The 20,556-nt window shown below is 65.1% G+C and carries 33 protein-coding genes; 8 read left to right on the top strand and 25 right to left on the bottom strand.

Annotated features, from left to right (window positions below; all coding sequences use genetic code 11):
• Positions 1-230 precede the first annotated feature (230 nt).
• The 7 genes from ATO4_RS20305 to ATO4_RS20290 all read left to right on the top strand — a co-directional run bounded on the left by ATO4_RS20305 (position 231) and on the right by ATO4_RS20290 (position 2,905).
• The gene (locus ATO4_RS20305) at positions 231-557 is read left to right on the top strand and encodes a hypothetical protein (protein WP_083593535.1); all 327 of its coding nucleotides are present in this window, start codon (positions 231-233) and stop codon (positions 555-557) included.
• A 41-nt stretch (positions 558-598) separates the two neighbouring features.
• Positions 599-1,033, top strand: coding sequence for a hypothetical protein (locus ATO4_RS27340; RefSeq protein ID WP_139802579.1), 435 nt, complete (start codon positions 599-601; stop codon positions 1,031-1,033).
• A 71-nt stretch (positions 1,034-1,104) separates the two neighbouring features.
• On the top strand, positions 1,105-1,269 hold the full coding sequence (locus ATO4_RS27840; RefSeq protein ID WP_176223078.1) for a hypothetical protein: 165 nt from the start codon (positions 1,105-1,107) through the stop codon (positions 1,267-1,269).
• Complete coding sequence (locus ATO4_RS20300; protein WP_083593533.1) at positions 1,269-1,685, top strand: hypothetical protein; 417 nt, start codon at positions 1,269-1,271, stop codon at positions 1,683-1,685. The genes ATO4_RS27840 and ATO4_RS20300 overlap by 1 nt, the downstream gene beginning before the upstream one ends.
• The gene (locus tag ATO4_RS20295; RefSeq protein WP_083593531.1) at positions 1,682-1,933 is read left to right on the top strand and encodes a hypothetical protein; all 252 of its coding nucleotides are present in this window, start codon (positions 1,682-1,684) and stop codon (positions 1,931-1,933) included. The genes ATO4_RS20300 and ATO4_RS20295 overlap by 4 nt, the downstream gene beginning before the upstream one ends.
• A gap of 142 nt (positions 1,934-2,075) precedes the next feature.
• A complete protein-coding gene (locus tag ATO4_RS27335) occupies positions 2,076-2,453 on the top strand; it encodes a hypothetical protein (protein WP_139802578.1) in 378 nt (125 codons plus the stop codon).
• A gap of 197 nt (positions 2,454-2,650) precedes the next feature.
• Entirely contained in the window at positions 2,651-2,905 is a 255-nt protein-coding gene (locus ATO4_RS20290; protein ID WP_083593528.1) for a hypothetical protein, read from the top strand.
• A gap of 59 nt (positions 2,906-2,964) precedes the next feature.
• Here the strand turns inward: ATO4_RS20290 and ATO4_RS20285 are convergent, their stop codons facing one another.
• The 19 genes from ATO4_RS20285 to ATO4_RS20195 form a co-directional block, all read right to left on the bottom strand.
• The gene (locus tag ATO4_RS20285) at positions 2,965-3,687 is read right to left on the bottom strand and encodes a hypothetical protein (RefSeq protein ID WP_083593525.1); all 723 of its coding nucleotides are present in this window, start codon (positions 3,685-3,687) and stop codon (positions 2,965-2,967) included.
• On the bottom strand, positions 3,684-3,878 hold the full coding sequence (locus ATO4_RS20280) for a hypothetical protein (RefSeq protein ID WP_083593522.1): 195 nt from the start codon (positions 3,876-3,878) through the stop codon (positions 3,684-3,686). The genes ATO4_RS20285 and ATO4_RS20280 overlap by 4 nt, the downstream gene beginning before the upstream one ends.
• Positions 3,875-4,093 carry a hypothetical protein gene (locus ATO4_RS20275; protein ID WP_139802577.1) on the bottom strand — a complete coding sequence of 73 codons (219 nt, stop codon included), beginning with the start codon at positions 4,091-4,093 and terminating at the stop codon, positions 3,875-3,877. The genes ATO4_RS20280 and ATO4_RS20275 overlap by 4 nt, the downstream gene beginning before the upstream one ends.
• Before the next feature lie 116 nt (positions 4,094-4,209).
• The gene (locus ATO4_RS20270) at positions 4,210-4,401 is read right to left on the bottom strand and encodes a hypothetical protein (protein ID WP_083593517.1); all 192 of its coding nucleotides are present in this window, start codon (positions 4,399-4,401) and stop codon (positions 4,210-4,212) included.
• Positions 4,398-4,718 carry a DUF6527 family protein gene (locus ATO4_RS20265; protein WP_245308850.1) on the bottom strand — a complete coding sequence of 107 codons (321 nt, stop codon included), beginning with the start codon at positions 4,716-4,718 and terminating at the stop codon, positions 4,398-4,400. The genes ATO4_RS20270 and ATO4_RS20265 overlap by 4 nt, the downstream gene beginning before the upstream one ends.
• Positions 4,715-5,449 (bottom strand): peptidoglycan-binding protein, encoded by a 735-nt coding sequence (locus ATO4_RS20260; RefSeq protein WP_083593515.1) that lies wholly within the window; start codon positions 5,447-5,449, stop codon positions 4,715-4,717. The genes ATO4_RS20265 and ATO4_RS20260 overlap by 4 nt, the downstream gene beginning before the upstream one ends.
• A gap of 104 nt (positions 5,450-5,553) precedes the next feature.
• Positions 5,554-5,910, bottom strand: coding sequence for a hypothetical protein (locus ATO4_RS20255; protein WP_083593513.1), 357 nt, complete (start codon positions 5,908-5,910; stop codon positions 5,554-5,556).
• Between the two features lie 49 nt (positions 5,911-5,959).
• A complete protein-coding gene (locus ATO4_RS20250) occupies positions 5,960-7,429 on the bottom strand; it encodes a sialate O-acetylesterase (RefSeq protein WP_083593510.1) in 1,470 nt (489 codons plus the stop codon).
• Positions 7,430-7,498: 69 nt separating this feature from the next.
• Entirely contained in the window at positions 7,499-7,927 is a 429-nt protein-coding gene (locus ATO4_RS20245; protein WP_083593506.1) for a hypothetical protein, read from the bottom strand.
• Between the two features lie 2 nt (positions 7,928-7,929).
• Positions 7,930-8,463 (bottom strand): hypothetical protein, encoded by a 534-nt coding sequence (locus tag ATO4_RS20240; RefSeq protein WP_139802576.1) that lies wholly within the window; start codon positions 8,461-8,463, stop codon positions 7,930-7,932.
• A 35-nt stretch (positions 8,464-8,498) separates the two neighbouring features.
• Positions 8,499-9,440 carry a DUF2793 domain-containing protein gene (locus tag ATO4_RS20235; RefSeq protein ID WP_083593502.1) on the bottom strand — a complete coding sequence of 314 codons (942 nt, stop codon included), beginning with the start codon at positions 9,438-9,440 and terminating at the stop codon, positions 8,499-8,501.
• A 72-nt stretch (positions 9,441-9,512) separates the two neighbouring features.
• Entirely contained in the window at positions 9,513-10,289 is a 777-nt protein-coding gene (locus ATO4_RS20230) for a putative phage tail protein (RefSeq protein ID WP_083593500.1), read from the bottom strand.
• Positions 10,282-11,361, bottom strand: coding sequence for a baseplate J/gp47 family protein (locus tag ATO4_RS20225; protein WP_176223077.1), 1,080 nt, complete (start codon positions 11,359-11,361; stop codon positions 10,282-10,284). Before ATO4_RS20225 ends, ATO4_RS20230 begins: the two co-directional genes overlap by 8 nt.
• Complete coding sequence (locus ATO4_RS20220; RefSeq protein ID WP_083593494.1) at positions 11,342-11,866, bottom strand: phage GP46 family protein; 525 nt, start codon at positions 11,864-11,866, stop codon at positions 11,342-11,344. The genes ATO4_RS20225 and ATO4_RS20220 overlap by 20 nt, the downstream gene beginning before the upstream one ends.
• Positions 11,863-12,348, bottom strand: a complete 486-nt coding sequence (locus ATO4_RS20215; RefSeq protein WP_083593490.1) for a phage baseplate assembly protein — start codon at positions 12,346-12,348, stop codon at positions 11,863-11,865. The genes ATO4_RS20220 and ATO4_RS20215 overlap by 4 nt, the downstream gene beginning before the upstream one ends.
• An 8-nt stretch (positions 12,349-12,356) precedes the next feature.
• Positions 12,357-13,418 carry a hypothetical protein gene (locus ATO4_RS20210; RefSeq protein ID WP_083593487.1) on the bottom strand — a complete coding sequence of 354 codons (1,062 nt, stop codon included), beginning with the start codon at positions 13,416-13,418 and terminating at the stop codon, positions 12,357-12,359.
• A 1-nt stretch (position 13,419) separates the two neighbouring features.
• Entirely contained in the window at positions 13,420-14,001 is a 582-nt protein-coding gene (locus ATO4_RS20205; protein ID WP_083593484.1) for a hypothetical protein, read from the bottom strand.
• Positions 14,001-14,534, bottom strand: coding sequence for a DNA circularization N-terminal domain-containing protein (locus ATO4_RS20200; RefSeq protein WP_176223076.1), 534 nt, complete (start codon positions 14,532-14,534; stop codon positions 14,001-14,003). Before ATO4_RS20200 ends, ATO4_RS20205 begins: the two co-directional genes overlap by 1 nt.
• On the bottom strand, positions 14,534-16,462 hold the full coding sequence (locus ATO4_RS20195; RefSeq protein WP_083593476.1) for a phage tail tape measure protein: 1,929 nt from the start codon (positions 16,460-16,462) through the stop codon (positions 14,534-14,536). Before ATO4_RS20195 ends, ATO4_RS20200 begins: the two co-directional genes overlap by 1 nt.
• A gap of 60 nt (positions 16,463-16,522) precedes the next feature.
• On the opposite strand from ATO4_RS20195, the gene ATO4_RS20190 reads away from it, so the two are divergent.
• Positions 16,523-16,891 carry a hypothetical protein gene (locus ATO4_RS20190; protein WP_083593474.1) on the top strand — a complete coding sequence of 123 codons (369 nt, stop codon included), beginning with the start codon at positions 16,523-16,525 and terminating at the stop codon, positions 16,889-16,891.
• Between the two features lie 99 nt (positions 16,892-16,990).
• On the opposite strand, the gene ATO4_RS20185 is transcribed toward ATO4_RS20190, so the two are convergent.
• From ATO4_RS20185 to ATO4_RS20160, 6 genes are read right to left on the bottom strand one after another with little or no spacing between them, the layout of a single operon-like run.
• Complete coding sequence (locus tag ATO4_RS20185) at positions 16,991-17,293, bottom strand: phage tail assembly protein (RefSeq protein WP_083593471.1); 303 nt, start codon at positions 17,291-17,293, stop codon at positions 16,991-16,993.
• On the bottom strand, positions 17,293-17,667 hold the full coding sequence (locus ATO4_RS20180) for a hypothetical protein (protein WP_083593467.1): 375 nt from the start codon (positions 17,665-17,667) through the stop codon (positions 17,293-17,295). The genes ATO4_RS20185 and ATO4_RS20180 overlap by 1 nt, the downstream gene beginning before the upstream one ends.
• A 15-nt stretch (positions 17,668-17,682) precedes the next feature.
• Positions 17,683-19,200, bottom strand: a complete 1,518-nt coding sequence (locus ATO4_RS20175) for a hypothetical protein (protein WP_083593464.1) — start codon at positions 19,198-19,200, stop codon at positions 17,683-17,685.
• Positions 19,200-19,400, bottom strand: coding sequence for a hypothetical protein (locus tag ATO4_RS20170; protein WP_083593460.1), 201 nt, complete (start codon positions 19,398-19,400; stop codon positions 19,200-19,202). Before ATO4_RS20170 ends, ATO4_RS20175 begins: the two co-directional genes overlap by 1 nt.
• Positions 19,401-19,411: 11 nt before the next feature.
• Entirely contained in the window at positions 19,412-20,152 is a 741-nt protein-coding gene (locus tag ATO4_RS20165) for a hypothetical protein (RefSeq protein WP_083593457.1), read from the bottom strand.
• Positions 20,152-20,556, bottom strand: coding sequence for a hypothetical protein (locus tag ATO4_RS20160; protein ID WP_083593454.1), 405 nt, complete (start codon positions 20,554-20,556; stop codon positions 20,152-20,154). Before ATO4_RS20160 ends, ATO4_RS20165 begins: the two co-directional genes overlap by 1 nt.

Raw genomic sequence — 20,556 nt, 5'->3', positions numbered from 1 at the left:
GGTCGCCAGTCAGACGAGGAGTCTCGCCGATGGCTGGAGCGACTGCGTCTGGATCCATGTTTCGCGCAGCTGCTACGCTGATAACGTCCGTGGGGCTTTCCCTCGCGGTTACGGCAGCGTCTGCCCCAACTGCATCCGAGATTGTTTCGGTGCGTCCGCTCCCCCCCCACAAAGGTCCAGCTCTTTGGAACACCGAAGAGGATAGAAACTCCGAGCTTTCAGCCAGCATAATGGCCTACAACGGCCTTCATCCAGGCTGGGACGGCGACGACGCAAGTGCGCCGACTGCTGCGGCAATCGAAGCTGCGCTCGCCTTCATTGATCTGTTACCGCTTGGTTCTGACCCGACGGGGACAATGATAGAGCCGTCCGGCGAGGTTGGCTTCTACTGGAAGGATAAGGGTCGGTATATCGATATCACGTTCGACGGCAATGACATCATCTACTACGCGAAAGTCGCTTCACATGACCGGGGCAATACCATCATTGCGATGGGCCGAAAGCCTTACAATGGCCGATATCTGCCTGACGACCTCGTTTCCGCCCTAACCGCGTAATATATATGTCTTTCAACGACGTAGAATGCTCTTGCGAGCGAGTGAGCCACAGCGAATTTGGCCCTGTCGGAGATGATGAAACGCTGATACGCGTAATTATATCTCCCATCCATATCAATCCTAAAACAAGTCTGCCGTCTCCAGCCGCGTTCGCCAGCAGGGATCTTATGGAGCGCGGATTGTCTGTACTTCGTCGCGATTACCTGAACGACCGTGAGCTCAAGCGACAAGGTCAACTTCTCTGTAAGGACAGGCCTGAAAGGTCGATGCAAGGCTGTATGGTAGGCTCAGCTCGCGCTGTAAGGGCGTTGCGTGATCGGGAGGACCGAAAAGCGTTTTGTGTCGTTGACGATGAGCAACCTGATCAACCAATGCATGCCACTGTGATGCGATCAGCGGATCAGAACGAGCTTGCAATTAAGGAGCTTCGCGGCGAACTCATGGAAATTTTTGGCTACCAAGTGGCCGAGGACTGAAATTTCCTCGCTAATACCGTCGATATGAGCGAGGACAAGAAGCCGCCCACAACCGCATGTCGGGGAACCCCATGACACGCACCGAAGCGATCGAAGCCCTCCGCCAGCTGAAGGACACCACGCCCCGCGAGGCGAAGCTGTCCGACGCCGTCGCCATCCTCGAGGAGGTCCTCATCGCCCACGGCTTGGCTGATGTCGTCGAGGCGTTCCGAGAACTCGAGGTCGAGTGGGCTTGATGCGCCCTGCCCTCATTGCCGCCGCCTTCCTGCTTGTTGTGATGCCGGCCATCGCCGATCCGCTGCCGGTCTGCAAAGGCGGTAATCGCGTCGAGCGTGAACTGACTTGCCTGGTCGATGGCGACACGGGGTACGAGCGCGGGCTGCATTGGCGGTTAAAGGACATCGACACGCCCGAGATGTCTTCACATGCCGAATGCGGACATGAGGCCACCCTGGCCGTCCGTGCTCGGGACCGGCTGCGCGTGCTGATGGGCGACGGCTACCAGATAATCGACACTGGCGAGGTCGGGCGTTATGGTCGCTCGATCGTCCGGATCCGGCTCGCCGATGGCCGGGACGCCGGCTATGTCTTGCTATCGGAGAATCTCGCCCAACCTTGGCCCAACGAGGGAAACAGGTGGTGCGGCCGATGACGACAAAGACCTACTTCGTGGTGCAGGCGTTCGTGAAGACGGGCCGCCGGCTGGTGTCTGGGCAGACCACGCAGGAACGAACGGCCGAGGAAGCGAAGTCGAAGGCGGCCCGCTTGGCCGATTCCAGCCGATACGTTGGCGCGGTGGCATTCGAGCAGGTGGCCGACGACGAGACCGGAGAGACGATGGAAGAGCCCCGGCTGCTGTTCAAGGCGGGTGACGTTCCTGCAGACTTCTCCGAGGAGTGATGCCTTGTGGATGGCAGCGGGCATGCGCGGGAGCCGGCGACGAAGCTCGGTGGGGAGGTTAGAAATGGCCACGACACTATACATGACGCACCACGCGTAGAGGTGTAAGTTGCCTGGGCGTTGCGGCTAGGGAGTGAATCGCATGTTGAAAATCACTTCGGTTGGGTTCGGTAACGGATCAATCGAATTTGAAAGAGGAATTCCGGGAACACCGGAAACCGTTGAGCGGTCAGGCAACAGTACGTTTATCACAAGAGCCCAACCTGGCACGCCGGCGCATTTCGATGCCACTTTTATGCTCGTGATCCGGGGGGAGAATGACGGGCTAGAATTCTCGAACACGTTTCATTTGTCGGTTCCTGTCCCAAACGATGACCATTGCGCGACATATCGTGCAATCGAAGCCGAAGCTGCGCGACTACTTGCTCCAGTGCTACGAGGCGCATCTGAAGAGATTGACCGGATGGTCGCTGAGTTCGACAAAAATTTGCAAGAAGCGAGTTCGCAAGAGTCATCATAGCTCTACCAGGCTCTCTGCCATGAAATGCCAGCTGCACCGGGTTGGGCTGTGGCACTCTACGAATGCCCCGGGATAGAGGATAGTGAAGTGGCGTTCGCCAAGGTTCTAGCCGGCGGTGGGCTTATCCGCGCCCACCGCGACCACCGCGCGAACGATCGCCTCCTGCGCGAACTCCGGTCGATCATCGACAGCAAGACGTGACCACCCACACGGCCATCGAGACCCTGGGCGACCTCCGCGATCACGCGATGTCGCTGTCCTGGTACTGTGCCGACGAGCGGTGCGCTCGCCTGCTCGGCCTGACACTGGCCCGGGCAATCGAGCTGTTCGGCGCCGATCAAGTCTATATCGGTTGGCAGCCGACCGGCATCAAATGCGCCGAGTGCGGATGCCGTGAGACGACGATGATTGTGCAGCCCGTGCCGCCGGGCTACGCCATTCCCGGCCGTTGAATTGGAAAAACGCCCGCCACCCCGTGAGGAGCGGCGGGCGATGTGTTCGGTCTTGATGGTCAGCCGCGGCGCGGCAGATCCGGGATCGTCGGCTCGCCCGGCTTGCGATATCCGCGATTGCGGGCGGCCCACTCGTCGGGAAAGCAGTGCTCCGGAACGGTGGCCCGGTAGTTGTCGCCGCCGGGGGCGTGGAAGAACCGCCCGCCCTTGCCGTGATTGCCCTTGACCGGCGCCACCGGCGGGCAGGAGATCACCCCGTCCGACAGGATGATTGCCCGGGTGTCCCGGGCCTCCTGCCCCTCACCGCCTCCGACCACAGTGCCGATGCCGATGCCGGCGATCAGCATGCCGATGGCGACGGCGCCGACGATCCACAGCCAGTTCTTGGGTGGGGTGACGCCGTTGGCGGTGCCGGGTGAGGACAGGTACAGCATGCAGCCGCAGCCCGAGATCAGCAGCAGGTAGCCAATCACCGGCGAGTTCACGAGCTCGTCGGGCATGTCGAACGCCCGGACGACGGCGACATAGATCCTGAGCGCGACGAAGGCGCTGAGGGTGATGACCGGCGCTGCGACGAGCTGCTGCCAGCCCTCGCGCCCGCCGTCGCGAAACGCCCGCCAGGCGCTCGGCCCCCAGGTAATGATGACGGCGATCGCGACGCCGACGAAGATCGAGTTCGCCACCGCGATCATCTGCGGGCCGGGCACATAGGCCGCCAGCAGCCAGTATATTGCCGAGGCGATGACCCCGCCGGTCAGGAACCGGTTCTGCAGCCAGATCATCGGCCGTCCCCTCTTGCATGCTTGTCTCTGCCGGAGACCGCGTCCAGCGCTCTGCGGGCAATGTCTTCGCGCAGGCCTGCGGCCTTGCGGTCACTTTCGACGATCGCCCTTGCGAGCGAGCCTCGGAGCTTCTTCACCTCGTCGTCGATCGGCTTGCGCTTCGGGCCCATCAGGCGTTCCATCAGCGTCATGGCCGCGCTCCCGTCCGGGTGAATTCCTTGCGGGCGTCGTCGAGCAGCGAGATGGATTTCGCGACGGTTTCGTGAGCGCTCTTCAGATCGGTGATCCGCTCAGCATTCGTCGCCGTGTGCTTCTTTCGCTCGTCGATGTAGAGCCATAGAAACACCGCCGCGAAGGCCGCGAAGACGCTGTCGGACGAGGCGATGCCGTTGATCAGGGATTCCACCGGCGCCAACCGTCATTCATGGGACGATGCGATGACGGGCAGAGACCGGCCCACCGCGACGATGACGATCGCCGAGCCCGCCACGGCGATCAGCAGGAAGATGGCGGCGCAGCGCATCAGGCGCTCGTATTCTTCGGCGCGAAGTAGACGACGCCGAAGCCGATCAGCGCGTTGAAGACGCCGAGCCCCAGCCAGGCATACCAGGGCATGTCGACGCCCTCCGGCACGGTGGCGAAGACGGTGGTTCCGGTGGCAGCGACGGTCGCGACGGTGGCGCCGATCGCCTTCCGAATCGTTCCGAGGTTCATGGGTTTTCTCCGATCGGTTTGAGAGGAACTGTCTGCCCGGAGAGCGCATGGGTGCAGTCGCCGAGGAACTGGATCTCGCCGTCGCGGACGAAGGAGTGGCAGACAGTCGGCGGTGCGCCACCGATTCCGGCATCAGGGCCGGGATACGTGACGTTCACCGACGGATCGAATGTTGGCCTGTCGAAGTCGCCGTTGAAGCTCCAGCGCGGGCCGGCGCCTGCCCCCACCATGATCATGTGCCGACTGGTGCAGCCGGGACAGTGGAAGAAAAGCGCACCGTCCTCGCCCGTGCGGAGCACTCCGCGGGCGGCCATCATCCGAACCTCGTCTCGCTGGCGGTCGCCGACGTGAGCCTCGGCATCCAGATCGGCCGCTGCGGGAAGGTCGAAGGCCAGCGGCAGGCGCCCTTGGGAACGCGGCTCTTATCGATCGGCGCCACCGATACCCGGTTCGACTGGTTGCCGCCGAGGCCGTAATAGCGGGTCGCGTCCTCACCGACGATGAAGAAGACGTGGCCGCCGCCATTGCGCGAGATCGAACATTCGCAGCCATAGGTCGGCTCGGTCTCGACGCCGAAGCCGCGCCAGTTCAGCGCCCAATACGGGTTCTTTCCCAGAGCGCCAGGGAACGGCTCGCCCGGCAGCGTGACCTTGATGGCCGTCTCGATGAAGTCGCCGCACCACGGCAGCTTCGCAGGATCGCCAAGCGCATGGCCGTCTTCCTTCAGCGCCGCCTTCAGCGCGGCGTTGTCGTAGATCTCGTGCAGGCCGAGCAGCCTTCGACCCCACGCGACCCACGGCAGCTCCGACCGGTCACCCTGCGCCGCGCCTTCCGGCTCCGCCTCCAGCATCTTCCAAGTGATCGGGCCGACGAACGCGCGCGGCTGGAGATTGCGCGACCGCTTGAAGGCGATGATCGCCGCCTCGGTGCGCGGCCCCATCAGACCGTCGATCGGACCGGGGTCGATCCCGTGCTTTGCCAGCATGGTCTGCACTTCCCGGATCTCGGCCGAGGTCATCGCCGAGTTGTCGGTCTTCGTCAGCGGCATGGCTGCGCTCCATAGAAAAGCCCGGCGCATCGCTGCGGCCGGGCATGAAAAAGCCCGGCTCGCGGATGCGGCCGGGCGGATGGAAGTCGGATATCGGTTGCCGGTCAGGTCGATGCGGGCAGCCCGAGATCCGGTGCCGCGCGGGCATTGGCCCGCACCATCGAGAAGTTCAACGCCTCCTCGACATGCATCAGGATGTGATCGTTTTCCATGCAGGCGTAGGGCCCGCCCTGGAAGGCGCGCAGGCGGTCGGCGACGATGGCGAGAAGGATCTCGTTGGTCAGGCCGTTGGCCTCGCCCGCGCCGCGCTGGCCGGTCTGGAAGGACAGGATGATCTCGGTTCCGTCCGGCAGCGTGACCTTGTAGGCCGCATGGGCATGGCTGGCGCCCTTCCGTCCCGCGGTCGCCACGTCGATCATCTTGCTGACCGGATGGATCTTGTGGCCGTCGATCTTCGGCATTCTCATGTCTCCGTTTTACGTCTCAGAGGCGTCTTGGGGCGAGCCTGCGTCAGACCGGAATGATCGTGTCCGGTGTCGCTCCGGACTTGGTCCGAAGCCATCCGCTGGTCGCATTGACACCGAGAGCCATCATCTTGGACGAGTCGTCGAAACAGGCGTATTCGACGCCGAACTGCTTGAAGGGAGCGGTGTTGACGATGTGCGTCTTGTCCTGGAAGTTGGCGAGCGCGTAGCTCTGCTTCTTGATCCCGCCGGTGCCGTTGAAGATGATGCCGTTGGTGCCGAAGCTGATTTTCGAACTCAGCCCCCGCAACGCCAGAAAGGCCAGCGACCAGGTCAAGCCGTCGAGGCTGAGCTCCAGGGCCCCGGTGAAATTGGTGCCGCCCGCCGGCGACCCGTCCTCGGGGGCGTGGGTATATTGCGCGATGTACACCCGTCCGTCGGCATAACTGCCGGAGTCGAGCCCCCGCGGTGCGCCAAGCGTTGCGTTGGAGGTGGGATCGGCAAAGCGAAGCCTGTGCTCGATATAGTGTGTGGGCATGAACCCGGTCTGGGTCGTATCGACGGGTTCGTTCGCCGACGCCTTCGTCCGAAGCTGGCGCCAGACATTGACATGGCGCTTGCCGATTTCGGTCTGACTCGCCCCGGTGAAGTGCAGGAGATCCGGGTCCGACGAGAGGTCCGTCGTCATGGCACAGCCGACATTGGCATAGCCGTAATCGGCAAGATGCAGATAGAAGTCATTCCGCCAGGACCCGGAGGAATAGACGCCCCGGGCATCCAGATATTTGAGCTGCATGCAGCTCATCGGGACGGCGGCATCCATCCACGGGCGAGTCGTCAACCAGTTGTAGAACCCCTTGAAGGCCCGACGAAAATAGAACTTGCCCTTCAGGCTTCCGAGCGCGTCGCCGGAGGGGTGATTGGGATTGCTCTCCCCCTGCCCCCAAGCGAAGAAGTCGATCTTGGTGACGCCGCTCAGTTCGGGAGTTGCGAGCGCCGCCGTCACATAGGCGTCGAGCTCGATCGCCTGGACGCCAACCGTCGCCGTGTCGGGATTGTACCAGTTCTGGATGCCGGTTCCCGGCCACGCATTGACGATGCAATAGACCGTATCGCCGTCCTCTTCGGCAATTCGCTTGGCCGCGCTGAAGCCCTGATTGCCGCGACCGCCGGGGCAGATGCCGGCGGTGGAATAGCGCCATGGCAGCGATGGATCCCATCGGGCGAAGCTGCCGGTATCCGGGTTGAACAGCAGCACCCTGTCATGAGGCGTGAGGTCACCGCCGGCGGCCGCAGCGTTCGACGACGCAGGATTAGACTGTCCAGCAAGCACAAGAGCACGCCGGACGCCACTGGCGATCTCGGCCATCTTTGCGTCGATCGCGTGGATGGCCGAGCGCAGACGGTAGGTGTCCGTCTCCTTCGCATAGTTGTCCCTGTGCACCAGCGGCAGGCCGTAATTCGGCGTGCGGTCGTCGATGGCCGGAGGAAATGCCGGCGGGTCGAAATCGGACATGGTTCATCCCATGGAAAAGCCCGCGCGATGACGGGCCTGGATGTCGGGGTGGCATGGCTTGGCTGGCGATCAGTCGCCGATGGCTTGGACCTTCACGGTCGTGCCGGCGGGCGCCGTCTCGAAGGGGCCGGCGCTGAGCGCGAGTGTGCCGCGGCTGCGGCGGACCGAACCCGTGGCGGACGTCGTGGTTGTGGCCGTCACGGCACCGGTGATCTGCTGGGTGCCTTCCCAGCCATCGATGACGGTGCAGAGCGGCGGGACGGCGAACGGAGGTGCAAAGGTGACGATGGCGACGCCCTGGCTGCCGGAAACGGTGCCCGTGTGGTGCTCGACGCGCTTCGGGCGGCCCGCTGTGCCTGCGGTGCCGGGGTCACCCTTTGGCCCCGGTTCTCCCTGCGGCCCGGGAACAGCGACCGGCGGCGGTGCTTCCTCGATCGTCTTCACGCGACGCGACAGATCGGCCACGACAGGACCAGTGCGCTTCGGAGTGTTCGACATGGTCAGTCTCCCGGCCATCCTTCGGTAATGTCGATGGCGTCGAGCGCGGCCTCGTCGGCAGCGGCGTTCACCGCATCCTTGAGCGTCCAGGAATGGGAGCTGACGGCCGATCGCCAGACGCCCATGGCGGACATCGCGGCGTCGGCTGTTTCGGCCGATGTCGAGAATGTCTCGTTCCCGGCGTCGCGGATCTGAATTGCCTGCGAGCCCTGCCCCGCCGCGATCAGGTCCGAGGCGAGCAGTTTCACGGAAAGCCATGCGGTGTCGTCTCGCGCGTCGCGCTGATCGAGCCGTCGGATGCCCGCCGTGGCGCCGAAATTGTGTTGGTAGCCCGCGGCGATGACCGCGTCGCGCCTGGCGTTGATGGCGGCCAGAAGGCAATCCCGGTGGTCGGCGACGAGTGCGGCAGCCATGTCGACACCCCGCATCTTCGGGAGGAGGTCGTCCGGGACGTTGAGGTCGTAGCCGGTCTCGACCGGCGTTGCGGTCACGCGGTCACGATCGGCTACCGGCAGAGCCTGCACCGCGACACGCATGGTCCGCGCGTCATCGAAATGGACAGTCGACATCATCAGGATCCGATCCTCGCTGCAGACAGGAAGTTCACCGTTCCGGCGAGCGGTGTGCCCAGCGCGCCGGCGTTCTCCTGGTAGAAGGCGTTCGTCACCACATCACCGGCCGACAGTTGCGTGATCGTCGCAACGGCCCTGTCCATCAGGCTGAAGTCGCCCCCCGCACTGACGGACGAGCGCGCGATGAACGAGCCGTTCACCTGGATGTCGAGGGACTCGATGTTGGTGTTGACGCCCGGAGCCGTCGCCGCCCCGCACGAGATGACCCACCAGCCGGCATCGATGGGACCGATGGTCACCGTGCCCGCGGCAGTGTTGATGACGGAGTCGATGAGCGTGCTGCTGGATGACCCGTAGCCGGTGATCACCGTGCGCACGCTCGCCGGGATCGAGACCGTGGTGCCGATCAGGCGCCATGTCCTCGTATCGGACTGTGACACCCATGCCGTGCCGTTGAACCAGATCTGCGCGAGACGGTTCGCCGCGTCCCGGTAGCTGGCGATCTGCCCCCTGACCGCACTCTCGAATATCCAGGTTCCCGAGGTATAGATGGCGATCTTCTGGGCCTGCCCGGTCCAGTCCGCCGATGGGCCGGCGGCCACGATATAGCGGTCCCCCTCGGCGGGCGCCCCTGGCTGGACCGACTGCCAGCCGAGCACGGGAATGTTGGAAGGGCGGATGGTCGGCAGCGTCGGCGCGGCATCGGCGATCATGGTCCCGATCGCCTGATAGAGCTGCGTCGTGTCGCCGGCATCCTGCCCGCTGGCAAAGCTGCCGTCGCCGAGCACGCTGTCGATCACGAAGGTGATCTCGCGCTGGGGATGCTCGAGCGCCTTGGCTGGCGGCACCGAGCCCAGGATGGCTCCCGGCGTGTCCTCGTCGACATAGGACGCGCCCGGGTTCGGGTTTCCCCCGGGGACGTAGGGCGGGTAGTATTTCATCCTCGGCCTTTCGAAATGAAAAAGGCCGGCGAAACGCCAGCCCGTGCATGATCGGTGGTGACGCCTCGGCGGTCAGACGTCGTAGATGCCCCATGGTGCGGCATGCCAGATCTCGGGCCATGTCGTGTATGTCGGGACAGCCTCGCCGACGAGCCGGAACACCGCCTTGAACGGCGCCGGCTCCACCGCCTCGAACAGGCAGATCAGCTCCTGCATGCCGACGACTTCGAACAGCGGGTCGCGGCCGACCCGGCTCTTGCCGACCCGGAAATACTCCCGGCGAAGGTCGTAGACATGCACGACCCAGTAGGCCTCCTGATCGTAGCCCCCGAGGAAGTGCTCGCCACCGCAGCGGGAAAAGCCGCAGCGAAAGGCGAAACGCTCCTCGATCTTGATCCGGAAGCCGGCGAAGTGCGCCAGCCGGACGAAGTCCTGCGGCGTGATCGTACCGGTCGAGCGGACCTTGTTGAGCAGCGTATAGAACCGGGTCTCGTAGCTCTGGTTCGGTCGGGCGCAGTCGCTCGGCAGCCCGTATTCCCGTTCCCAGTCGACCAGCCGCTCGCGCAGCGACAGGACGAACCATTCCTTCGATTCCTCAAAGGCCAGGCGATAGAGTTCCGCCACGGGCGCCAGCAGCGCTCGGGTGAGCCTCGCCCAGTTGGAGCCCTCGTCGATGGCCTGCCCATCCGGCGAGCCCCAGGCGGCTCCCTTGGGCCACAGCGACAGCGCTGACGGCAGAAGATCCTCGACGTCAGGGTCGGACAGCGCATCGGCCCGATCGACATAGAGCTCTGACCCGGTCGCCTCCGGCTCGTATTCGGTCCAGATGTTGCGGGCCGGATCACGCATAGGTCACGGTTCCCAGCACCGGATAGTCTCCGGGAGCGAAGGTGATGTCTGCGACCGGCGCGACGAGCACATGCCGGTCCTCGCCGGTGACGCCGGAGATGGCCTCGCCGATCCACGACCGCGACAGGATGAAGATGTCGCCCGGCATCGAGGGATAGGCCCGCTCGAGCAACATCGCCTTGATCGCCGCCGAGATCGAGGCCCGGATGTCGGCCGTGTCCTGATTGAGCCCGGAGATCGTCACCGGCACCGCGACGGCCACCGGCGCCAGCGCCAGGGCATCGACCCGGATCATCCGCCGCGCATCGATTGCCGCCGTCACCACGGTGGCGTCGGCCGCCTCCGGGATGAGATTGGTGCGGCCTTCGAACAGGAAGAACACCCCGATCGAGCCGATGGAATCCTGCATCCGGTAGGCCCATGCCTTGACGACGCCGGGAACGGCAAGGGCGAACTGCTCGTAATCGGACAGCGATCCACCTTGCGGTGGCCGTCGCTTGCGGTCCAGCGCGCGGGCGCGGAGGCTTTCGATGTCCTCGCGGTCGGCGCCGCCGCCGAGCCCGGCATCCCCGACGAGAAAGGTGTCGCCCAGCGACGGATAAAGCCCGGCATCGGCGAGGAGCATGGCCCCCGCCGCCTCGCGGTTTGCCGCCGCGCCCGTCGCCTCCGAGACGACGGTGAAGGTGACCGCGCCGAGATTGGTGGCGGTGGCCGGCGCCGTCGTCACATAGGTCTGGTCCGCCGACAGGAAGCGGATGCCGGCAGGATAGGCCCGGTCCGGCGTTCCTGTGCCGGTGATCAGCCCCGTGGCCGCCGTCGCCGCCTTGCGGATGATCTGGTATTCGGCGGCATGCGCCTCGATCGTCCGCTCGTCGGTGGCCGAATGGAGGTGCAGCTGCTTGGAGATCCATCCGAGCCGCTGGTCGTAGAGCTCGACCAGCATGGCCTCGACCTTGCCGATGACATAGAGCACGTTGCCCTTGATGCCGGCGTCGGTCCCGGGGAGATACTGGCGGATCGCGCCGCGCACCTGCCGGTGGATCGTCGTCAGGTCACGCGGCTGATAGGGCATCGAGAGCATCCCATAGGACTGCAAAGCGTTCGTGATATTTGACCGCCCCGTCCCGACCGTAGCCGGCGACGGTGAGATCGAGGCGGTTGCGGGCGTTGGCGGCCTTGGCCACCACGTCGAAGCGGACGAACACCCTCTGATCAATCAATGGCTGCAGGGCGATCGTCGCGTATTCCTCGGCCCGTTGTTCGATGTCCGGCGTGAGCGCTGCGCGGCGCAGGAGCCATAGCTTGGAGCCCAGCGCATGCTCGCCCGGCTCGAGGTCGAAGCCGTCGCCGGGCCAGCCCTGGTTCCGGTCGCCGTCCCGAAGCTCGGTCGGATCGACCCGGGTATCGGTCATCAGCGCGATGATCACAGCCGTCTGCAGCGGCTGGTCGGCCTTCAGCCCGGACGGGTTGATCGGGTCTGTCAGAGCCGACAGCGCCAGGTCGCCGGTCTCGCCGTTCCAGACGATGTCGGGCGAGAGCTGCGGCTCCTCGGCCTCGGAAAGCGGGATGATCCTCACGTCAGGAACACCTTCGTCGCGAAGCCGCTGATATCGACGTCGCCATCGCTGTCGATCGTCCCCTGCATGGAAGCCGGCACGCCGCCCTCGCCGCCGATGTGAACCTCCCCTTCGAGGATGATCTGCGGCGCCGTCAGCCGGATTTCCGCAGAGTGGACAATTCGGATCTTGGCCGAGACGATGGAAACGATGTTGCCCGCCGCGTCATAGATCGCCGTGCCGCCTGCGGTCAGGAAATCGCCCTGCGGCCGCAACGACGGGTTCTCGCCGCCGACCACATAGGCCGAGTCCCGATTGCCCCGGACGCCCGTCAAAAGCCCGATGCCGCCCGCGACCGGGTGCGAGGCGAAGCCATGCGGCTCGATCCGGTGGACGCTCTCGTAGCCGTCGCCGGCAAAGCCCTTGCCGTTGACGAACTGCTGCCCGCCCCGGTGGTCAACCGACCCGTCCAGTTCGAAGCGCGTGAAACCGCTGTCGGCCATGGTGTTCCTCAGTCCGCCCGGAAGGTCGGGATCGGCACCGCCGGCGCCGACCAGCTGTCAGCGCTCTTGCCGCGCGGGTTCTCGCCGCCGAGCGCGCGGGGATCCTTGAGCGTCAGCGTCGCCTTGGTGCCGCCGCCCTGCCCGTCAGAAGCCTCTTGCTCGAACACGATGCTGGCGATGGTCATCTGCTGCTCGATCCCAAAGGCCGGGATGATGGTCTCGATCGTCTTGTTCGCCTCGAACAGCTGCCCGTTGGAGCGCCAGCCCGGCGTCGTCACGGTGCATTCCTTCGCCGATCCGGCCGCGCGCTTGGCTTCCCAGGCCGCCCGATCCTTCAGCCGCTCGCTCGTCGCCTCGCCCTCGTGAACCTTGATCAGGGGCCGCTTGCGCTTGCCACCGGCCGATGCCTCGCCGACGGGCCGCAGCGCCGTCTTCGACGTGCCCTCTGATGCCTGCCCCCGGACCTTGATTTCCGAGAAGGTGCCGCGCCCGGAGATCGTCGCCGACGCCTGCTCGATGTTGACGCCCTCGCGCAGCGCGCCGGCCACCTTGCCGTCCGGACCCTTGGAAAGCTTCAGCTTGCCCTCGGCGGTGTCGTGGATCAGGACGCCCAGCGCCCGCGCGTCGGTCTCCAGCGTCTGGAACAGCGTCTCCCCGATCCGCAGCTTGTGAAGCTTCTTCTTCGCTGTCTTGATCGTCGATTCGATCCCGATGCCCAGCGTGTCGAAGGTCTCTGCGATGCCCTTCAGATCAAGGTCTTTCGCCAGCCCCGTCGGATGGTCCACAGAGGCCTCCGTGGCATCGACGGACTTCGACACAACCGTGAGGGCGTAGGACCGCCGATCGGTCGACAGCGAGCCCCGGACATCCCGCGTGTAGCCGGTCAGCCAGAGTTCCCCCGAGACGGTGATCTTGGCCTCTTCGTCCGGCCCGCAGGGCGGCCCCGGCTGGACCCAGACGATATCGAAGGACGCTTCCCGAGACACCTCCTCGGCCGACACCCGCAATTCGACGCGCGTGAAGGCCAGCGGCTTGCCGGCCACTTCGAGAACGACGGTTTCCCAGGCCATGTTAGGACGACAGAGCCTCGATCGACACCGGCATCAGCATGGCCGTCGACACCCGGTTGCGCCGCACCAGCTCGGCGCCGCGCGTCGGGTCGCCGTAGAGCTCCCACGCGATGACGCTGGCCGGCAGGGATAGATTGGTCTCGACCCGCACCACCGGGCTCTTGTCCGCCGCCAGCGCCGAGATCTGCACGATGGCCGTCCCGACCAGCGAGACCATCCATTCGAGCACATCCGCCCCGAAGGCTGTCGCGATCGGCCCATAGTCCGCATCGGCCCGCGCAGCCAGCAGTGACCGCGCTGCAACGGCATCGCGCCGGCTTTCGAAGTCGGCCCGCACCACCGCCGCGCACCACGTCACCAAGAACCCCAGCCGATAGACGACGCCGGTCTCCTCGCGCCGCAGGAGCGCGTCGATCAGCGCCGCCGGATCGGCCGCAGCCTCGCCAAGCTCCCGGCAGACCGTCAGGTAGGCTTCGGCCCCCGCCGCGCCGCCAGCCGAAATGGCGATGGCCTTGCGGCGGAGAACGACGGAATCGTCCGCATCCGTCACATGGGCGCCGAGGAGATCGAAAACCCAGGACATCAGAACGAAACCCCTGCGGAGAGATTGGCCGAAGCCCCGATCGACAGCGGCCCGACCGCGGCCGAGAACGAGGCAGAGACGCCGACCGACAGCGAGACGCCGGACAATCCGGCCGAAAACGAAGCGCTGATTGCAGCGCCGGGCGACGGAGACGCAGCCCCGGCCGACCCCGCCGCGATGAAGATCATGTCGTAGGCGATGAACCCGTTCTTGTCCTTGTCCCGGTTGCGGCGGAACCCGTCGCAGTGGGCGAGAACGGCATCCATCGGCAGGGACAGAAGCCCCGGCCCTTCCGAATTGCAGACCGCCTCGAGGCGCTTGCCCTCGCCGATCACGCCATCCGATGCGACATAGGCCGTCGGCCGCCAGATGCCTTCACGAAGACCCATGTCCTCGGAGAGATGAGACCCGCCCGGGATGGCATGCACCGCCACCCGGCGACCGCCCTGCAGCTCGTCGATCTCCACCCAGAAGCCGGCGCCCTTGAAGGACGCTCGGCCGCCGTTGCGAAAGGCGCGGGACCAGTCGACCATCATCCGCCCCCTGGCTGGCCGGCATCCGGCATGGTGGTGGCAGGGGCCTTGTTGGCGCGAGGCAAGCCGCCGCCGATCGAAGGGGCGTTGATGCCGCCGAATGCCGCGTTGATGCGGGCAACCGAAGCCTTCGCCGCCCCTTCCATTTGTGTGAGCCCAGCCAAAAACGCCGCCGTGTTCAGGTTAGCGTCGGTCGTAATCGGCTGCTCAAGCGCTTCCTTGGCCCGGCCTGCCGTGTCGATGTCGAGAAGATAGCTCGTGATATCGAGCTCCGGCACCATCGGCTGAGGGGCGTCGACCATTCGGGCCTCAACACTCGTAACGCGACCGCCCTTCTCCGCCGGTTCGGATCCGGCGGACGGGACGTAGGGCGTGGGCTTGTCCATCCCCATCCATATCCGCGGCGAGCCTACATTCTCTTCGACCCAAGAATTCAGGAAGTCGCCGCGATCCTTCGCCGCTTTCGCGTTCTCGATCGCCCCCTGCTTGGTCGCCGGGTCGTTCATGTAGCCCGTCGGATCGTTCAGGAAACGCGAGATGTTTTCGGCTTCGTCGGCGATCACCTTGATCGCCGAGGCGGCCTGATCGACCATCGTCGCGATGTCTTTGAAGGCCTTCGACATCCCGTTGTCGCTTGCGTCGATCTGCATCAGCTCTTCAATGGCAACCTTCAGGTCGCCGATCGACGTTTTTGCCTCGTCGATGCCTTCCCAGTTGATCTGCTTGCCGATCTGGTCGAGGCCTTCGCCGATTTCGCCGATCAGATCGCGGAGATTTTCCACGGCCTTCGTCGCGCCGGGCAGCGCCAGCTCACCGAGGTCGATCGACAAGGACTCCAGCGCGGAGGTCATCTTCTTCCATTCGCCCCCGAAACCCTTCATGCGGGCGTCAGCCTGCTCTTGGGCACTCGCGCTGGCGATCTTGCGACCCAACTCGCCGAAGCCTTCGGCGCCGAGCTTCGACAATCCGATGGCCGTCCGGATCGCGTCGGCCCCGAAGATGTCTTGGAGGTAGCTGTTGCGCGCCTCGTCGCTGAGACCTTCCAGCCCCTCCTGCAGTTCCTCCGAAATCTCCGACATATTCTTCATGTCGCCGTTGGACTTGAAAAATTCCAAGCCCAGCTTGTTCATCGCGATCCGCGCAGACTTCGAGGCCGGAACGAGCCGTGACAGGAACGTCTTGAACGAGGTGCCGGCATCGGAACCGGAGGCAAACGTGCTGGACGTGCCGGCGATGGACGTGTTGAAGTCGTCGATGGTCACACCGAGCCCGCCTGCGACGCCGCCGGCCTGGCCGAGGGCAAGCCGGTAATCGTCGATGCCAAACTTAGACTGAAGCAGCGTGCCGCTGATGCCGTCGGCAACCTTGCCGAGATCCTTCGCCTGCAGACCGAAGTTCTGCATGGCGTCAGTCACGAGATCGGACGACATTTCGAGGTCCGATCCGCTCGCGGCGGCAACCAGCATGGAGTTCTTCAGCGCACCGCCGAGAATCTGCGATGCGTTCAGACCATTCTTGGCCAGCATCTCGATCGCAAGAGCCGCGTCGTTCGCCGTAAACTGCGTTGTCCGGCCCATCTCCTTGGCGAGTTCGGTGATATCAGTCATCTCGCCGCCGCTTGCCTGCAGAGCTGCTTGCACGCGGTTCAATGACGCTTCAAGATCGGCCGCCGAAGTGATAGTCGACTTGATGGCAACGCCTGCGCCGATGGCAGGCAAAATCCCCCCGCCTAAGCCGGCCATAAGGCCGATCCCGCCACGACCGGCGCCAACCCTTGCGCGTTGAGCACGAGCGGCAACGGCGTTCCTCTGCTCGATCTTCTTCGACTTGGCGTCGATGCGATCGAGATTCTTTCCGACGCTGTCGAAGGCCTTCCGCGTCCGGTCAATCGCGGTTAGTTTGAGCCGCGCCTCAATATCTCGTGCCATTAAACCGGACCAGCTTCGTTTCTATATATCGACTTTGCGGAAGTTCGAAGGATGCAAGTCATGAAAACCATCTTCACGCTCATCGGCGTCGCCGGCTATTTCGTCGGGGTGTCCGCGTTGCTCGACGCACCGACGATCACGCAACAGATCTTCGCGCTCGCGATCATCTTGAACGCCAGCCTATTCGCGATAGCTGGGCTCTGGCCGTCGAGGTCGCGGCAAAAGGTCGGGTCCGGCGAGATCGGTGGATTGCAATTCGACTACTACGACGACGGCACCGTTGCCGCGGTCAATGGCAGGGGTAAACGAACCCGCTTTCCCTCCTTCGAGGTGTTCGAGCGGTGCCTGAAGAGCCAGCATCCCTCGAAGGAAGAGGCCAGCCTCTATTACGACGGGTGGGGCAAGCGCACCGGTAAGGCTACCGCTTAGGCTGCGCCTTTTTCCAGGCGATGGCCCGCGTGATCCATCCCTCAACTTCCTCGAAGCTCATGTCGCCGATTGTGCCGGCGTCCCACTTGAGACCAAACACTAGGGCGTCTGCTTGACGAACCGCGGACTCGCATCGGTAAAAAAATCGCGGAACCGGTAATAGACCGCCTCCGCATCGGCATAGTCGAGGTCTTGGATGGCGCCCGGCGAGAGGTCGATCAGCAACCGCTCGGCATATTTCCAGACGACGGCATCGTCCCAGACATCCTGATTGCGAAAGATCTCGAAGGGCGGCCCGAGCGCTATTCGGTCCTTCAGCTTCGGATCACGGAACCGCAACTCATCGAACGGCTTCGAGCCGTGGTCGTAGACCCGGGAAAGCTTGACGACGAATTCGGCCATCAGGTCCGCACCCTGCGATACTCGTCGGACTGGATCATCAGGCCGGAAAGCTCGCCGTTCTCACGGTTCGACTGAGGCTCGCCGGTGATCCGTCCGAAGACGTAGACATGCGTGACGCCGGTGAATTCCTCGATGATGTAGATGTCCTGGCTGCCGGCCCGCAGGATATCCTCCATGTCCTGCCCTTCGTCCTCGAGCGTCAGCTCGGCCGATGGCGCGCGCAGCGTCGCGACATAGGAATTCTTGCCGTTCTGGTTGCGAACGGCCTCCGTCGAGAGGCTCGCGGTGTTCATCGTCACGGCCGAGCGCAGGGTGTAGGCGGTGCCCGACGAGCCGCGCAGCCGCATCTCGCCGCCGAAATTGTTTCCTGCCATGGGTCAGATCCTTCTTCAGGCGGCGACGGTCTGAGACCGGTACTCGCTGTAGATCGTCGCGTTGGCGGCGATCACGTCGAGCGGGTTGATCATGTCGAGCGGCGCGTAGATGTCGACGCGGTTCGGATTGTCGGCGTTGCGCTGCACGTCCAGGCGATCGGCGAACTCGGCGATGTTGTCGAGCACGCCCGGCATCTCGGCCGCCGTCGCGATCATCGTCGCCGTGATGTCCTTCACGGTCGTGATCGCCAGAAGATCGCCCGGGTTGGAATTGGCGATGCCCTTCGGCCCGGGCTCCGACTGCAGCCGGGCCCGGAAGCGCCGCAGCGCATACCTCCCCTGGCCGATCTTCTGGATGTCCCGGAAGGTCGTGTCGACGTTGCCGGCGCCGTCCGTGCGCGACATGGTCACGGTCTTGTCGATCGTCACCGCACCGTCGGCGCGCACCTTCCACGTCGAGATGCCGGAGGTCAGGAAGGCGTCGCGGGTGGCGTAGTCGTTCAGCCAGAGCGAACGGTCTCGCGGCGCGAGAACCTGCTGCACCTCGAGGCCGGTCTGGTTGCGCGAGACGTTGCCGAGCGCGCCGTCCGACAGCCACGGCACCTGCCGGGCAACCTCGGCCGCGACGAACTCCCAGGGCGGGGTCGCGTTGCCGGCGCTGGTGATCTGCGGGATCACCGAGACGTGCCGCGTGTCCTTCGTCAGGCCGAAGGTGGTCATGGCCGAGGTCGAAGCCGTCTTGACCGCGAAGACATGGCCATAGGCCTGCCGGTTCCATGCCCACCGTCCGCTGACGTCGTTCATCAGCGTCAGGTAGCGGGCGAAGTTGGTGTCGTCGGCCCAGGGCGAGACGGTCCAGTCGAACGGATCGTCGGCATACTGCGCCAGGAGGCCGGAGAGATCCGGGTCGCCGGCGCCAGCCGTCGTGGTAGCATAGGTCAGGGCCGCGCCTGCGAAGGCGTTGGAAGCGACCGTCGTCGGCGCGTTAATGTCGACCGTCGAGAAGATCGCGCCCTTGTGGCGGGCCGTCAGGGTCACGACGGCACCGGTCACGCTGGAGGTGTAGGGCAGAGCCGCCAGGGTGAGAGGATCCTGATAGGCGTTGATCGCGGCATTCAGCGCCGCCGCGACATCGGCGACGACATCGCCGGCGGAAATTTCCACCTGCAGCGTGCGACCCGCGATCTGGATCACGCCGACACCACCGGCCGCCGGCACACTCGCGACCGTGATGGTGCGGATCTCGGCGGTGCCGACTTCCGTCGCGGCCCCGACCCAGATTTCCTGCGCCGGAGCGTTGGCCCGGGCGACCCGGAACATCTCGGCGAGCATCGAGCCCTTGCCGCAGAGCGACACCGCCTCGCGCATCGTCTGCACCGGCGTCAGGGTGTCCACCGCCAGCGAGCCGGCGGTGGTCTTGTAGCCGAGAAGCACGAGCCGCGACTGGCTCTCGAACTGGCCGCCGGAGTTCACCTCGAAGGAGATGATGGGGGCGACGATGTTGCCCGGAATGCTGTTGAAGCCGATCGCCATCAGGCCGCTCCCTTGCTCTTGGTGGATTTCTGACCCCCGCCGTCATCGGCGGGCTCGATCTCTGCGATGCAGCCTTCCTTGAGAAGGCGACGGGTGAAGGCCTCGCCGTCGTCCATCGTCTCGCCGTCGGCGCGGAATTCACGGCCGCGATAGGGCAGCCGCTCGCCGCTCTTGACGAGCCGGTAGCGTTTCAGAGCCATGGGGGTGTCCTTCAGAAGGTGACGACGGCGTCGGGCGTGGCGTCCGGATCCTGCGGCGCATCGCCGGCGCCGACGGGCGCGACAAGGCCGATGGTCGCAAGCGGCACGGGGGCCGCCGGCGCAGTGAAATAGGCGGCGAGGTCGTCGAGCCGGCCTCTCGCATAGGATCCGGCGGGAAGCGCCAGGCGCAGCCGCTCGACGGATGTCGGCAGCGCCGCGGCGCCGAAGTCGTCGTCGGCGATGTCGCAGCGCAGCGTCATGATCTCGCGGTGCCAGCGCAGCCCCATCTCCGGCAGGATGAAGGGCTCGATGACGATCTCGGTGATCGCCTTCGAGACCATCCGGAAGCCCGCCGCCGTCTCGCCCCGGGTCAGCACCTGCCGCACCTGAGCGACGAGCGAGGCGAGCACGAGGCGCGCCTTGGGATCGGATCCGGCAAGCGGCATGGTTGAAGTCTCGCCCTCGTCCGTCGCGGAGACGGCGAGATCGCAGACCACCGCCAGGGAGGCCGAGGCAAAGCCCATTGGCCCGGCCGACGTCATCGGCCCGCGGCGCTCGATCTTCTTGTCCTCGGTGTAGAGGCTGATCGACGGGGTGTAGGCGAGGCCGTCGTCGAGTTCGTCGACGGCGATCGCCCGGGAGTCGAAGACGCGGTCGCCGGCCAACGTCGGAAAGCCGGTTCCCGCCGCCAGGGCCGCCGTCGGGCAAAGCGCCTCATAGGCGGCGAGGCGCATGGCTTCGGCCGTCAACATCAGGCGGTTCCGATCCTGTTGAGCCAGAAGCCGACGCGCCCGGTCTCGTCGTCGTCGACCATGGCGATCTGATAGAGCGTGTCGTCGGAGACCCGCCGCAGCCGATCGCCGGCCTTGGGCACCCATGCGAGTGCGCTCACGAGAGCGGTGACAAGGATGGTCGTCACCCGACGCGGCGCCCGGTCGTCTGGCGCGGTGCGGTTGCTGGTGCCAAACCCCGTCGAGGACGGCTCGAAGTCCAGCGTCCCCATGAAGGCCAGCGGCAGGACGGCAGGATCCGGAACGGCTTCCGACCCACGCGCTGCGCCGGCGGCCCGGTGCATCTTGATCGCCTCGAAGGCTTCCTCGTCGAAGGCCGCGGCGAGCACGAGGTCCACCGCGGCGAGATGAGCGGAGAAGCTCAT

It is taken from the genome of Aurantimonas sp. 22II-16-19i, from assembly GCF_002088275.1.
Lineage (GTDB): Bacteria > Pseudomonadota > Alphaproteobacteria > Rhizobiales > Rhizobiaceae > Jiella.
The sequence above is the reverse complement of the archived record's forward strand: the minus strand, read 5'-3'. Positions and strand labels throughout refer to the sequence as shown.